Genomic DNA, 13,592 nt, shown 5'->3' on the forward strand with positions numbered 1-13,592 from the left:
GCCCAGTGGTTTCTCTCCTCGGTGCGGGGCCGCGCGGTCAGGCGCGGCCCTCGGGGCCCTCCCCCTCGGATCGCGCCGGCCCTGATGGTCCGGCCCGGTCCGAACGCGGGACCCCGGGCGTGCGGTGGGCTCCGTCTCCCGGCGTCGGTCCTGATCGCTCAGGACGACTTCGGGTGCGGGCGCCGCGCCGGGGACAGTCGTTGTACTACCCAGAGTACGCGCACGGCCCCCGTTCGGTTCCCCGGCCTCCCGCGCCCGGCCGTACGCCCGCCTCACCCGCCTCCGGCGCACCCCTCGCGCCGCGCACACCGCGGGCCTCGCGGAACACACCGTCGCACGCCGGTCACACCGACACCACCCTCCGGCATCCACTCCTCAACACACCGCGCACGAAGCGGAGTTGGCGCAGGGAAACACACCGAGGGGCCGCCGCCCCGCCCCGGCCGCCCGGGGGTGGGGGGCGGCCGGGCCTGAGCGCGGGCCTGCCCCGGCGGCGGGGCGCGCCAGGGGACGCCGACGCTCCCCGGCCGGGCCCAGGCCCGCGCACCGACCGTAGGCCCACGGCGGCGCCCCGCACACGCCGCGGCCCGGCCCTTCACGCGACGCGGTGGCGCGCCGTGGCCGCAGTGCCGCGCGTGGCGCACGGACGCCCGGCCCCCGCACACGCGAGCGACCGGGCGGCCCTTCGGCGCGGCCCTACTTGACGACCGTGAGCGGCAGCAGCTTCTTGCCCGTGGGGCCGATCTGGATCTCGGTGTCCATCTGCGGGCACACGCCGCAGTCGAAGCACGGGGTCCAGCGGCAGTCGTCGACCTCGGTCTCGTCGAGGGAGTCCTGCCAGTCCTCCCAGAGCCAGTCCTTGTCGAGGCCGGAGTCCAGGTGGTCCCAGGGCAGGACCTCCTCGTAGGAGCGCTCGCGGGTGGTGTACCAGGCCACGTCGACCCCGTAGGCGGGCAGGGTGCGCGCGGCCGCGTCCATCCAGCGGTCGTACGAGAAGTGCTCGCGCCAGCCGTCGAAACGGCCACCGTCCTCGTAGACGGCGCGGATCACCGCGCCGACGCGGCGGTCGCCGCGCGAGAGCAGGCCCTCGACGATGCCGGGCTTGCCGTCGTGGTAGCGGAAGCCGATGGAGCGACCGTACTTCTTGTCGCCGCGGATGCGGTCCCGCAGCTTCTCAAGACGGGCGTCGGTGTCCTCGGCCGACAGCTGCGGCGCCCACTGGAAGGGGGTGTGCGGCTTGGGCACGAAGCCGCCGATCGACACCGTGCAGCGGATGTCGTTGGATCCCGAGACCTCGCGGCCCTTCTGGATGACGTTCATCGCCATGTCGGCGATCTGCAGGACGTCGTCGTCCGTCTCGGTCGGCAGGCCGCACATGAAGTACAGCTTCACCTGGCGCCAGCCGTTGCCGTACGCGGTGGCGACCGTGCGGATCAGGTCCTCCTCCGAGACCATCTTGTTGATGACCTTGCGGATGCGCTCGCTGCCGCCCTCGGGCGCGAAGGTGAGGCCGGAGCGGCGGCCGTTGCGCGTCAGCTCGTTGGCCAGGTCGATGTTGAACGCGTCGACCCGGGTGGACGGCAGCGAGAGGCCGATCTTGTCCTCCTCGTACCGGTCGGCGAGGCCCTTGGCGATGTCGCCGATCTCCGTGTGGTCGGCGGACGACAGCGACAGCAGGCCGACCTCCTCGAAGCCGGTCGCCTTGAGGCCCTTGTCGACCATGTCGCCGATGCCGGTGATGGAGCGCTCGCGCACCGGCCGGGTGATCATGCCGGCCTGGCAGAAGCGGCAGCCGCGGGTGCAGCCGCGGAAGATCTCCACCGACATCCGCTCGTGCACGGTCTCGGCGAGCGGCACGAGCGGCTGCTTCGGGTAGGGCCACTCGTCGAGGTCCATGACGGTGTGCTTGGAGACGCGCCACGGCACGCCCGACCTGTTCGGCACGGTGCGCGCGATGCGGCCGTCCTGGAGGTACTCCACGTCGTAGAAGCCCGGCACGTAGACGCCGCCGGTGCGCGCGAGCCTGAAGAGGACCTCGGCGCGGCCGCCGGGGCGGCCCTCGGCCTTCCAGCCGCGGATGATGTCGGTGATGGTGAGGACGGCCTGCTCGCCGTCGCCGATGACGGCGGCGTCGATGAAGTCGGCGATCGGCTCGGGGTTGAACGCGGCGTGCCCGCCGGCCAGCACGATCGGGTGGTCCTCCGTGCGGTCGGCCGCGTTCAGCGGGATGCCGGCGAGGTCGAGCGCGGCGAGCATGTTGGTGTAGCCGAGCTCGGTGGAGAAGCTCAGCCCGAACACGTCGAAGGCGGAGACCGGGCGGTGGCTGTCGACCGTGAACTGGGGGACGCCGTGCTTGCGCATCAGCTCCTCCAGGTCGGGCCAGACGCTGTACGTGCGCTCGGCGAGGACGCCCTCGCGCTCGTTGAGCACCTCGTAGAGGATCATGACGCCCTGGTTGGGCAGGCCGACCTCGTACGCGTCGGGGTACATCAGCGCCCAGCGCACGTCGCACTCCTCCCACGGCTTGACCGTGGAGTTCAGCTCGCCGCCGACGTACTGGATCGGCTTCTGTACATGCGGGAGCAGAGCTTCGAGCTGCGGGAAGACCGAATCGGCAGGCATCGCGGATCTTTCGTGGGCCGGCTGGGTGGTACGCCCGCCGAGCGGGCGGCTCGCCCGCACGGCGGCAGGGGCCGCGCCGGGGCGATTAACCAGCGTACCGCGCGCGGCGGACCCGGCAGGCCGCCCCGGGGGCCTGCCGGGCTCAGCCGGCGGGCGCCCCGCGCTTCGCCACCGTGCGCCACACCCGCGGCAGCTCGCGCTCGCAGGCGCGGGCCCGCGCGTCCTCGCCCGCGTAGAGCAGCCCCCAGGTGAAGGACGGCTCCCCCGCCGCGTGGGCCTGGACGGCGAGTTCGCGCAGGGCGGCGCGGGCGACGACGGCGTCCTGGTGCTCGCCGAGGAGGCGCTGCACCTTCTTGACGCGCTGCGCGAACCGCGCCGCCGGCCTCCCGATACCCGGCGCCGCCGCCTGCGCCGCGTACCTGACCCGCTTGGCCGCCTTGCGCGCCGCGTGCAGCGCCAGGTCGCGCTCGTCGCCCGGCGGGAGGGCGAGCGCATGGTCGACGCGCCCGGCGAGCCTGCGGTACTCCTTGGCCAGCGCCTTCGCCAGCGGCTTGCGCGGCTTCTTGGCAGCGGCCCCGCGCAGCGGCAGGTCGGCGAGCAGCGCGGCCAGCGCTTCGAGGAGGGCGAGGTGGCGGTCGCCGTCCAGGGTGGCGAGGCTGAGGTCGCGGGCGTGCGCGCCGCGCGCCGCGCTCCACAGCCGCAGCCGCGCCTCGACCGGGCCGAGCAGCAGGGGCGCGGGCAGGGCCGCGATCCGTTCGCGCAGATGCCCGGTGAGCACCTCGGTGTCGCGGTCGGCGGCGAGCGCGGCGCCGAGGTGGCGCAGCTCCGCCTCGACGGGCCGGGTGGCGTCCCGGTCGAGCAACGAGCCGTACGTGCGCAGCACGGAGCGCAGGCGGCGGGCCGCGACGCGCAGTCGGTGCACGGAGTCGGGCAGGCCGCGGCGGACGGCGGGGTCGAGCGCCCGGATCGCCTCGACCTGCTCGCGCAGGTGGGCGAGGAGGTGGTCGCCCGCGGTGCGGGGCGGTGGACTGTCCTCGCGCGGGGGCGCGGGCGGCCCGGTCTCGGCGAGCGCGCGGGCCAGCTTCGACGGGGAGGGCGCCCCCACGAGGCCGGCCCTGCGCAGCCGCTTGTCGACGCGGCGCAGGACGTCCGGGTCCGCGCCGGGGGCGAGTTCGGCCTCCGCCTCGGTCCACGAGGTGACGGTGAGCCGGTCGCCGAGGCGTTCCGCGCGCACGTCGTCGACGGCCAGATCCACGAGCGGCCTACCGCCCTTGCCGAGCAGCCGGGTCACCGTGCGGGAGGTGACGAGCCGTACGACGGGCGCGAGGCCCGCGCCCCTGGTGCGCGAGCGCACCAGCGCGGCCAGCTCGTCCGGCAGCTCGGCGGAGAGCGGCGCGTGCAGCTCGTCCCGTACGCCGGGGGCGACGGGGAACTTCAGGTGCCAGCCCGCGTCGTGGCCGCCCTCGCGGCGCCGCAGGGTGACCTGGTCCGCGGCGAGCCGCAGGTCGGCCGTGTCGTGGTAGACGGCGTCGAGGGTGACCGTGCCCCCGGCGCGCGCCTCGGCGACGCCGGGGACGCCGGTCAGGTCGGGCAGGGCGGCGGGCGGGCCGCCGGCCGCGCCGCCCGGGGAGTCGGGGAGCACATACTTCCGTTCGACCTCGCGCAGGGTGTCCGTCATACCTTCCGGGTAACCGGAAAGGGCCGCCCCCAAGCCAGGGACGGCCCTTCGCGCGGTGGTGCGGGCGCGGGTCAGACTCCTATCGGCCGCTGCACCTTGATCGACTGCAACAGCCCGACCGCCATCCACACGGCGAACATGGAGCTGCCGCCGTAGGAGACGAACGGCAGCGGCAGGCCGGCCACCGGCATGATGCCGAGCGTCATCCCGACGTTCTCGAACGCCTGGAAGGCGAACCAGGCGATGATGCCCGCGGCGACGACCGTGCCGTACAGCTCGCTCGACTCGCGGGCGATGCGGCAGGCGCGCCACAGGACGACGCCGAGCAGCAGCAGTATGAACCCGGCGCCGAGGAAGCCGAGTTCCTCGCCCGCGACGGTGAAGACGAAGTCGGTCTGCTGCTCGGGCACGAACTGCCCTGTGGTCTGCGAGCCGTGGAAGAGGCCCTTGCCGAGCAGGCCGCCAGAACCGATCGCGATGCGCGCCTGGTTGGTGTTGTAGCCGACGCCCGCCGGGTCGAGGTCCGGGTTGGCGAACGCGGCGAACCGGTTGATCTGGTACTGGTCGAGGATGCCGAGCGCGGTCACGGCGACGGCGCCGACGACGCCCGCGCCGATCAGCCCGAGGATCCACCGCTTCGGCGCGCCGGACGCCAGCAGGCAGCCGAGCACGATCACCGCCATCACCATGACGGAGCCCAGGTCGGGCATGAGCATGACGACGGCCATCGGCACCAGCGCCAGGGCGAGGGCCTTGGCGACGGTGCGGTGGTCGGGGTGCTCGGTGTCGCCCGCGTCGACCCGGGAGGCGAGGATCATCGCCATTCCGAGCAGGATGGTGATCTTCGCGAACTCCGAGGGCTGCACGGAGAATCCGCCGCCGATGACGATCCACGAGTGGGCGCCGTTGATGGTGGAGCCGAGCGGCGTGAGGACCGCGAGCATCAGCAGGATCGAGATGCCGTAGAGGACCGGCACCGCGCCCCGCAGGGTGCGGTGGCCGAGCCACATGACGCCGGCCATCAGGGCGAGCCCGATGCCGGTGTTCATCAGGTGGCGGACGAGGAAGTAGTACGGGTCGCCGCCGTTGAGCGCGGTGCGGTTGCGGGTCGCCGAGTACACCAGCATCGAGCCGATGAGGGAGAGGGCGACCGCGGAGAGCAGCAGCGGCCAGTCGAGCTTGCGCAGGGCCGAGTCGCGGGCCGCGAGCCGCGCCCAGCCGGTACGGCGCGGGCCGTAGCCGGAGACGGAGAAGCCACTGGTACCGGCCATCGCTCAGTCCCTCCGGGTCAGGGTCGCGAGCGGTCCCGCGGCCACCTGCTGGGTGCCGCCGCCGGTGTCGGCGGGCTCCGCCGGCTGCTCTGAGGCGTTCGGGTCCGCCGGTGCGCTCGGGTCCACCGGCTCCTTCTTCTTCGGCGCCTTGTACGGCTTGAGCTCCGGCGCGTCGATCGACCCGTCGGACTGGATCTTCGGCAGCGCGGAGACCGGCTTCGGCAGGATGCCCGCCTTCGGGTCGATGGAGCCGTCGGCGCCGATGCCGTACATGGCCTCGTAGATCTTGCGGACGGCGGGCCCCGCGCCGCCCGAGCCGGTGCCGCCCTGCGAGATCGTCATGATGACCGCGTAGTCCTTGGTGTACGTGGCGAGCCAGGCGGTGGTCTGCTTGCCCGCGACCTCGGCCGTACCGGTCTTGGCGTGCAGAGTGATCTTGTTCTGCGGCCAGCCGCCGAACTGCCAGGCCGCGGTGCCGCTCGTGACCACGCCCTGGAGCGCCTTGTTGATGTACGAGATGGTCTTCTTGCTGTCGGGCAGGTGCCCGGAGACCTTCGGCGCGATGGGGGTGACCTTCTTGCCGTCGGCGCTGACGACGGCCTTGCCGATGCTGGGCTGGTACATCGTTCCGCCGTTGGCGATCGCCGAGTACATGACGGCTTCCTGGACCGGCGTGAGCAGCGTGTCGCCCTGCCCGATCGCGTAGTTCAGCGAGTCACCCGGGCGGATCTGGTAGCCGTCCTTGCAGTTCTCGAACTCGATCTGCTGGACGTACGAGCCGCCCTTCTTGCCGTCCTTGCACCACGCGGCCTTGTTGGCGTCCCAGTAGGCCTGCTTCCACTGGCGGTCGGGGACCCGCCCCGAGACCTCGTTGGGCAGGTCGATGCCGGTCTTCTTGCCGAGGCCGAACTGGTGGGCCGTCTTGAAGAACCAGTCCTTCGGGTGCTTCGCGTTGATCCCGCCGTCCTTCTTCCACTGGTCGTAGGCGACGTTGTAGAAGACGGTGTCACAGGAGACCTCGAGCGCCTTCGCGAGGCTGATGGCGCCGAAGTTCTCGCCCTCGAAGTTCTTGAAGACGCGGCCGCCCACGGTCATCGACGAGGTGCAGGGGTAGCCGCCGTCCGGGTTGTACCCGGCGTTGACCGCGGCGCTCGTGGAGATCACCTTGAAGGTCGAGCCCGGCGCCGACTCGCCCTGGGTGGCGCGGTTGAGCAGCGGGTAGTTCGACTTCTTGTTGGTGAGGTTCGTGTACTGCGCCGACGAGATACCGCCGGTCCACACGTTCGGGTCGTACGTGGGGTTGCTCGCCATCGCGATGACCCGGCCGGTGTGCACGTCCATCACGACGGCCGCGCCCGAGTCGGCCTTGTAGTTCTCGCCGGTGACGGAGTCGTACTGCTTGCGGAGGTTCTTCTCCGCCTCGGCGAGCTCCTTCTCGGTGACCGCCTGGACGCGGGAGTCGATGCTGGTGACCAGGTTGCTGCCGGCCTGCGCGGGGGTGGCGCCCGCCTTGCCGATGACGCGGCCGAGGTTGTCGACCTCGTAGCGCGTGACGCCCGACTTGCCGCGCAGCTGCTGGTCGTACTGGCTCTCCAGACCGGCGCGGCCGACGCTGTCGGAGCGCAGCAGCGGGTTGTCGGTCTTCTCGGAGGCGGCGACCTCCTTGTCCGTCACCGGGCCGAGGTAGCCGAGGACCTGGGCGGCGTTGACGCCGACGGGGCCGGGGTAGCTGCGGACCGCGGTGGGCTCGGCGGTGATGCCGGGGAAGTCCTCGCGGCGCTCCATGATCTGGAGCGCCTGCTGGGTGGTGGCCTTGTCGGTGATCGGGATGGGCTGGTACGGGGAGCCGTTCCAGCACGGCTTGGGCGTCTTCGCGTCGCACAGCCTGACCTTGTCGACGGCGTCCTGCGGCTTGATGCCGAGGACGCCGGCGAGGCGGGTGAGGACGGCCTTGCCGTCGTCGGGCTGCTTCAGCAGCTCGGTGCGGCTCGCGGAGACCACGAGCCGGGTCTCGTTGTCGGCGAGGGGCACGCCACGGTCGTCGACGATGGAGCCGCGCACCGCGGGCTGCACGACCTGCTGGACGTGGTTGTTGTCGGCTTCCTGCGTGTACTGCTGGCCGTTGCGGATCTGGAGGTACCAGAGCCTGCCGCCGAGCGTGAGCAGCAGGGAGAAGACGAGGACCTGGATGACGATCACCCGGATCTTCACCCGGGGCGTCCTGCCGGTCTCGGGAATGTTGCTCACAGCCGCTTGACCCCCTTGATACGTCCCGCCTTCGCCGCCCTGTTGCGGGCGGCCCGCACGCGCAGCCCGCCGCGTTGACCGCCGATCCGCAGCCCCGTGCCGTAACCGGTCCAGCCGGCCGCGACGTCGGCGCCCGCGCCACCGCCGCCGGACTTCTGCGACTCGGCCAGCGGATCGTTGTCGGCCTTTCTCGCGAGCGCCATGATCCAGGGCACGGTGAACGGCGCGAGCAGCAGGTCGTACACGACGGCCGTGAACAGCAGCCCCCCGAGCCCCACATGGCGGGCGGCCGTGTCCCCGACGAGCGCGCCGACGCCCGCGTAGAGCAGGGTGGAACCGAGGGCGGCGCAGACGACCGCGAACATCGGCACCAGCGCCGAGCGGACCTGGCCGTTCTCCGGGCGTACGAGCCCCGCCACATAGCCGATCACGCAGAGCACCAGCGCGTACCGCCCGGCCGCGTGGTCGGCGGGCGGCGCGAGGTCCGTCAGCAGGCCGGCGCCGAAGCCGACGAGGGCGCCGCCGACGTGCCCGTACACGAAGGCGAGCGCGAGGACGACCAGCAGCATGAGGTCGGGCACGGCGCCGGGCAGGTGGAGTCTCGCGAGGACGGAGACCTGGAGGACCAGGGCGACCACGACCAGCGCGGCCGAGAGCAGAATCCGGTTGATGCGCATGGAGCGGCTCTATTCCTGATTGTCGTCGGCGGTGCCGGCGTTCGCGTTCGGATCGGGCACGGCGTCCCCGCCGTCGCCCGCGTCCTGCCCGGTGTCCTGCCCGGTCCCCTGGCCCTCGCCCGCCGCGTCGTCCTGGCCGGTGCCCTGGTCTTCGCCCTGGCCCTGACCGGCGTCGGCCGACGGGCTGACCGTGACGGTGACGGTCGGGGTGGGCTTCGCCTGCGGCTTCGGCGGCAGGACCGTGTCGCGCGGGTCCTGGTGCGGCGCCTGGACAACGACGCCGACCACGTCGAGCTTGGTGAAGCCGACGAACGGCTTCACGTACACCGTCCGCGTCAGGCCGCCCGCCGAGGGGTCGACCCGCTCGACGGTGCCGACGGGCACGCCGGGCACGAACGGCTTGTCCTTGCTCGACCCGAAGGTGACCATCCGGTCGCCCGCCTTGACCTTCGCCTTGGCGTTCAGCAGCTGCACGGAGATCGGCCGGTCGCCCTGGCCGGTGGCGAAGCCCAGCTCCCCGGTGCGCTCAAGACGGGTGCCGACGGTGAAGTCGGGGTCGTTGGCCAGGAGCACCGTGGAGGTGGTGGGTCCGACGGTGGTGACCCGGCCGACGAGCCCGTCGCCGTTGAGCACGGTCATGTCCCGCTTGATGCCGTCGCGGGAGCCGATGTCGAGGGTGACCGTCCAGGAGAAGCCCTGCGCCGCTCCTATCCCGACGACCTGGGCCCCCTTCACCCCGTACTGCCCCGCGCCGGCGACCCGCAGGATCTTGTCCAGCTCCTTGGCCTTGGCGCGGTTCTGGTCGTCGCTGCCGAGCTCGCGCTTGAGCTGCGCGTTCTGCTGTTCGAGTACGGTGATGCGGTTGTGCCGGGTGTCCGAGTCCCGTACCGCGCTTATGGCGTTGCCCACCGGGTTCACCGCGCCCGCCACGCCGTTCTCCACGGGCCCGAGCGCGGCGGCCGCCGCGTGTCGCGCGCCGTCGACGGGGGAGTTCTCTCCCCCGCGGATGTCCACGGTGATCAGGGCGAACGCGACGACGATCAACAGCACCAGGAGCAGCCGGCTCTCCTTTGTGTCCCTCACGTGCGGCGGCCGTGCCTTCCTCGTAGGAATGTCTCTGCCTGTGTGTCAACGAGCCGCCGTGCGGAACGGCAGCGGCCGCGCGGCGGGTTTCCGTCGGATGCCGGACACCCGGCCGTCCGCTTCGGGGGACGCCGCCGGCGGCCGGTCAGCGGCGCGGCTGGGCGTCCAGCACCTGCTGGAGCGCCTCGAACTCCTCGACGCACTTGCCCGAGCCGAGCGCCACGGAGTCCAGCGGGTTCTCCGCGATGTGGATCGGCATGCCCGTCTCGCGGCGCAGCCGCTCGTCGAGGCCGCGCAGCAGCGCGCCGCCGCCGGTGAGGACGATCCCGCGGTCCATCACGTCGCCCGAGAGCTCGGGCGGGCACTTGTCGAGCGTCGTCTTGACCGCGTCGACGATGGCGTTGACGGGCTCCTCGATGGCCTTGCGCACCTCGGCGGCGGAGATGACCACGGTCTTCGGCAGCCCGGAGACCAGGTCGCGGCCGCGGATCTCGGTGTGCTCGTCCTTCTCCAGGTCGTAGGCGGAACCGATGGTGATCTTGATGCTCTCGGCGGTCCGCTCGCCCAGCAGGAGCGAGTACTCCTTCTTGATGTGCTGGATGATCGCGTTGTCCAGCTCGTCGCCCGCGACCCTGATGGACTGGGCCGTGACGATGCCGCCGAGCGAGATCACCGCGACCTCGGTGGTGCCGCCGCCGATGTCGACCACCATGTTGCCGGTGGCCTCGTGGACGGGGAGGCCCGAGCCGATGGCCGCTGCCATGGGCTCCTCGATGATGTGCACCTGGCGGGCGCCCGCCTGCGTCGACGCCTCGATGACGGCGCGGCGCTCGACCCCGGTGATGCCGGAGGGCACGCAGATGACGACACGGGGCCGGGCGAGGTAGCGCCGCTTGTGGATCTTCAGGATGAAGTACCTGAGCATGCGCTCGGTGATCTCGAAGTCGGCGATCACACCGTCCTTCAAGGGCCGTACCGCCACGATGTTGCCGGGCGTGCGCCCGATCATCTTCTTCGCCTCAGCGCCTACCGCGAGAATGCCGCCGGTGTTGGTGTTGATGGCGACGACGGACGGTTCGTTGAGGACGATCCCCCGGCCTCTGACGTACACCAGCGTGTTGGCGGTCCCGAGGTCGACAGCCATGTCACGGCCGATGAACGACATGTTGTTCCCCATGAGGATGCGTCTGGCCTTCCCAATCGAAGCGTTGATGGCTTTTCAGGACGGCGAGGTGGGTGGTGGAGCGCGCGCGAAGCCCCAGGCTTGCCCGGCTTGGGCTCATCGTAGTGCCGTCAACCCCTGATCGGCGCGGTGGCCCACCTCAGTATGGGTGACGAAGTGTCTCCGCGATGCGTTCCCGCACGGGCACGGAGCAATCCCTCGGGCGACCGAATTCCTCCGGTCGCCCCAGGCCACAGGCTATTCGGCTGACACCCGGTCAGGAAAGTCCGGGAAAGAAAATCTTCAGTTCCCGAATGGCGGACTCCGCGGAGTCCGACGCGTGGATCAGGTTTTCCCGGACAATGGTGCCGAAGTCCCCCCGGATGGAGCCGGGCGGCGCGGCGATCGGGTCGGTCGGGCCCGCGAGGCCGCGCACCCCCTCGATGACCCGCTCGCCCTCGACGACGAGCGCGACGACGGGGCCTGACTCCATGAACGCGACCAGCGGCTCGTAGAACGGCTTGCCCTGGTGCTCCCCGTAGTGCTGCTCCAGGGTCTCCCGGTCGAGGCCGCGCAGGTCCATGGCGGCGATGCTCCAGCCGTCCTTGCGCTCGATCCGTCCGATGATCTCGCCCACGAGGCGGCGGCGCACGGCGTCGGGCTTGAGGAGGACAAGGGTGCGCTGGGTCGTCATGGGTGCGGCTCCTTGGGTGACGGTGACGGTGAGCGAAACGGTGGTGTGAGGCTACCGGTGCCGCTCGCGCCGTCCGCACTCGGCCGTGCGGGTGACGTGCGGCGGGACCGGGCCCGCGCCCCGTACCCGTGGACGCCTACTCCCCCGGCACGGTTTCGCCCGTGGCGCCCTCCGGCCGCTCGGCGAGCGCGGCCCAGCGGGCCTTGTGCGCGTCGACGATGCGGCCGTAGTGCACGGACGCCCACCACAGGGCGGCGAACGCCGCGCCCAGGATGAACATCATCGGCACCGCGAAGCCGCTGAGCAGCAGCGCGGCCTGGAGGACCCAGCCGAGCTGCACCCCGCCCGGGCGGGTGATCACACCGCACAGCGCGAGCGAGAGGAACATCGCGATGCCGCAGACCGTCCAGACGGCCGCCGTGGACAGCGAGGCCGACTTCATGGCGACCAGACCGGCGAAGCCGATCACGAAGAACTCGGCGAGCAGCGTCGATGAGCAGAGCGTACGCATGGCCGTGTGTCAGCCCCTCCTGAGCAGCAGCCGGGCCTCGCCGACCGTCATGACGGACCCCGTCACGAGCACCCCGGCGCCCGCGAACTCGCCCTCTTCCTCGGCGAGCGTGATCGCCGCCTCCAGCGCGTCGTCAAGCCGCGGCTCCACCTGGACCCGGTCGTCGCCGAAGACCTCGACGGCGACGGCGGCGAGCTCGTCCGCGTCCATCGCGCGATAGTTGGAGTTCTGCGTGACGACCAGCTCGGCGCAGATCGGTTCGAGCGCTTCGAGCAGCCCCCGCACGTCCTTGTTGGCGCTGGTGCTGACGACGCCGATCAGCCGGCTGAAGTCGAACGCCTCGCTGACCGCGTCGGCGGCGACGCGCGCGCCCGCCGGGTTGTGCGCCGCGTCGAGCACCACGGTGGGCGAGCGCCGCACGACCTCCATGCGCCCCGGCGACGAGACCGCGGCGAACGCCTTGCGCACGGTGTCCGCGTCCAGCGGCTCCGGCCGCGCCGAGCCCACCCCGAAGAACGCCTCGACAGCGGCGAGCGCGACCGCGGCGTTGTGCGCCTGGTGGGCGCCGTGCAGCGGCAGGAACACCTCGCCGTACTCGCCGCCGAGGCCGCGCAGTGTCATCAGCTGCCCGCCGACGGCGACCTCGCGGGAGAGCACGCCGAACTCCAGGCCCTCCCGTGCCACGGTGGCACCGCGCTCCGCGGCCTTCTTCAGCACGACCTGCGCGGCGTCCACGGGCTGCTGGGCGAGCACCACGGTCGCGCCTTCCTTGATGATCCCCGACTTCTCCCCCGCGATCTCGCCCGGCGTGTTGCCGAGGCGGTCGGTGTGGTCGAGGGAGATGGGGGTGATCACGGCGACGCCCGCGTCGATCACGTTGGTGGCGTCCCAGGTGCCGCCCATGCCGACCTCGACCACGGCCGCGTCGACCGGGGCGTCGGCGAAGGCCGCGTACGCCATGCCGGTGAGCACCTCGAAGTAGGAGAGCCGGTGCTCCTGGTCGGCGTCGACCAGGTCGACGTACGGCTTGACGTCCCGGAACGTCTCCACGAACCGCTCGGCGGAGACGGGCGCGCCGTCCAGGCTGATGCGCTCGGTGACGGACTGCACGTGCGGGCTGGTGTAGCGGCCGGTGCGCAACTCGAAGGCGCCGAGCAGCGCCTCGATCATGCGGGCCGTGGAGGTCTTGCCGTTGGTGCCGGTGATGTGGATCGACGGGTAGCCGCGCTGCGGGTCCCCGAGCAGGTCGAGCAGGGCGCGGATGCGCACCGTAGACGGGTCGAGCCTGGTCTCCCCCCAGCGGTCCGCGAGCTCCGCCTCGACGGCCCGCAGCGCCGCGTCGACCTCCGGGTCCTGGGGACGCCCCGGGACGTCCCCCTCGGGGGGCCCTGCCTGGGCACGCAGCGTGCGGCTGCCCGCCTCGATCACGGCGAGGTCGGGGTCGCGGGTGGTCTCGTTCGCGACGATGGCCTCGAAGTCGTCCTCGTGGTCGTCGGGGCCTTCGTGCGCGTCGTGCTCGGGGGTGTCACTCACGCGTCCCAGTCTACGGAGCCGCCCGGGCCCCCAGGGCCGCGGGCGGGGGGCCGCAGCGCGCGAAGGGGGCCGGGCCCCCTCCCGGCCCCCTTCACCGCACGTGCCTGCGCCCCG

The 13,592-nt window shown here is 72.1% G+C and carries 10 protein-coding genes; all 10 read right to left on the minus strand.

Translation table 11 applies throughout. The features are described 5' to 3' along the window. Nucleotides 1-696 precede the first annotated feature (696 nt). The 10 genes from AB0910_RS05605 to AB0910_RS05650 all read right to left on the minus strand — a co-directional run bounded on the left by AB0910_RS05605 (nucleotide 697) and on the right by AB0910_RS05650 (nucleotide 13,478). Nucleotides 697-2,622: a TIGR03960 family B12-binding radical SAM protein gene (locus AB0910_RS05605; protein ID WP_366743220.1), complete on the minus strand. Its 1,926-nt coding sequence runs from the start codon at nucleotides 2,620-2,622 to the stop codon at nucleotides 697-699. A gap of 142 nt (nucleotides 2,623-2,764) precedes the next feature. Continuing rightward, nucleotides 2,765-4,300 carry a CYTH and CHAD domain-containing protein gene (locus AB0910_RS05610; RefSeq protein ID WP_366743221.1) on the minus strand — a complete coding sequence of 512 codons (1,536 nt, stop codon included), beginning with the start codon at nucleotides 4,298-4,300 and terminating at the stop codon, nucleotides 2,765-2,767. Nucleotides 4,301-4,371: 71 nt separating this feature from the next. After that, the gene (rodA, locus tag AB0910_RS05615) at nucleotides 4,372-5,571 is read right to left on the minus strand and encodes a rod shape-determining protein RodA (RefSeq protein WP_366743222.1); all 1,200 of its coding nucleotides are present in this window, start codon (nucleotides 5,569-5,571) and stop codon (nucleotides 4,372-4,374) included. A gap of 3 nt (nucleotides 5,572-5,574) precedes the next feature. Next, nucleotides 5,575-7,818, minus strand: coding sequence for a penicillin-binding protein 2 (gene mrdA, locus AB0910_RS05620; RefSeq protein WP_366743223.1), 2,244 nt, complete (start codon nucleotides 7,816-7,818; stop codon nucleotides 5,575-5,577). Next, nucleotides 7,815-8,495: a rod shape-determining protein MreD gene (gene mreD, locus AB0910_RS05625; RefSeq protein ID WP_366743224.1), complete on the minus strand. Its 681-nt coding sequence runs from the start codon at nucleotides 8,493-8,495 to the stop codon at nucleotides 7,815-7,817. Before mreD ends, mrdA begins: the two co-directional genes overlap by 4 nt. Nucleotides 8,496-8,504: 9 nt before the next feature. After that, on the minus strand, nucleotides 8,505-9,578 hold the full coding sequence (gene mreC, locus AB0910_RS05630; protein ID WP_366743225.1) for a rod shape-determining protein MreC: 1,074 nt from the start codon (nucleotides 9,576-9,578) through the stop codon (nucleotides 8,505-8,507). A gap of 145 nt (nucleotides 9,579-9,723) precedes the next feature. Further along, entirely contained in the window at nucleotides 9,724-10,743 is a 1,020-nt protein-coding gene (locus tag AB0910_RS05635) for a rod shape-determining protein (RefSeq protein WP_225013313.1), read from the minus strand. Nucleotides 10,744-11,017: 274 nt separating this feature from the next. After that, nucleotides 11,018-11,434: a nucleoside-diphosphate kinase gene (ndk, locus tag AB0910_RS05640; protein ID WP_366743226.1), complete on the minus strand. Its 417-nt coding sequence runs from the start codon at nucleotides 11,432-11,434 to the stop codon at nucleotides 11,018-11,020. 136 nt (nucleotides 11,435-11,570) lie between these two features. Then, on the minus strand, nucleotides 11,571-11,945 hold the full coding sequence (locus AB0910_RS05645; protein WP_366743227.1) for a DUF4233 domain-containing protein: 375 nt from the start codon (nucleotides 11,943-11,945) through the stop codon (nucleotides 11,571-11,573). Nucleotides 11,946-11,954: 9 nt separating this feature from the next. Next, the gene (locus tag AB0910_RS05650; RefSeq protein WP_366743228.1) at nucleotides 11,955-13,478 is read right to left on the minus strand and encodes a folylpolyglutamate synthase/dihydrofolate synthase family protein; all 1,524 of its coding nucleotides are present in this window, start codon (nucleotides 13,476-13,478) and stop codon (nucleotides 11,955-11,957) included. Nucleotides 13,479-13,592: the final 114 nt, after the last annotated feature.

It is taken from the genome of Streptomyces sp. NPDC047002 (assembly GCF_040704505.1).
Taxonomy (GTDB): domain Bacteria; phylum Actinomycetota; class Actinomycetes; order Streptomycetales; family Streptomycetaceae; genus Streptomyces.

What these genes read in the sequence shown, in the direction of transcription:
- AB0910_RS05605 (WP_366743220.1), bottom strand. Translation starts at nt 2,622, where the DNA reads ATGCCTGCCGATTCGGTCTTCCCGCAGCTCGAAGCTCTGCTCCCGCAT.
- AB0910_RS05610 (WP_366743221.1), bottom strand. Translation starts at nt 4,300, where the DNA reads ATGACGGACACCCTGCGCGAGGTCGAACGGAAGTATGTGCTCCCCGAC.
- rodA (WP_366743222.1), bottom strand. Translation starts at nt 5,571, where the DNA reads ATGGCCGGTACCAGTGGCTTCTCCGTCTCCGGCTACGGCCCGCGCCGT.
- mreD (WP_366743224.1), bottom strand. Translation starts at nt 8,495, where the DNA reads ATGCGCATCAACCGGATTCTGCTCTCGGCCGCGCTGGTCGTGGTCGCC.
- AB0910_RS05635 (WP_225013313.1), bottom strand. Translation starts at nt 10,743, where the DNA reads ATGTCGTTCATCGGCCGTGACATGGCTGTCGACCTCGGGACCGCCAAC.
- ndk (WP_366743226.1), bottom strand. Translation starts at nt 11,434, where the DNA reads ATGACGACCCAGCGCACCCTTGTCCTCCTCAAGCCCGACGCCGTGCGC.
- AB0910_RS05645 (WP_366743227.1), bottom strand. Translation starts at nt 11,945, where the DNA reads ATGCGTACGCTCTGCTCATCGACGCTGCTCGCCGAGTTCTTCGTGATC.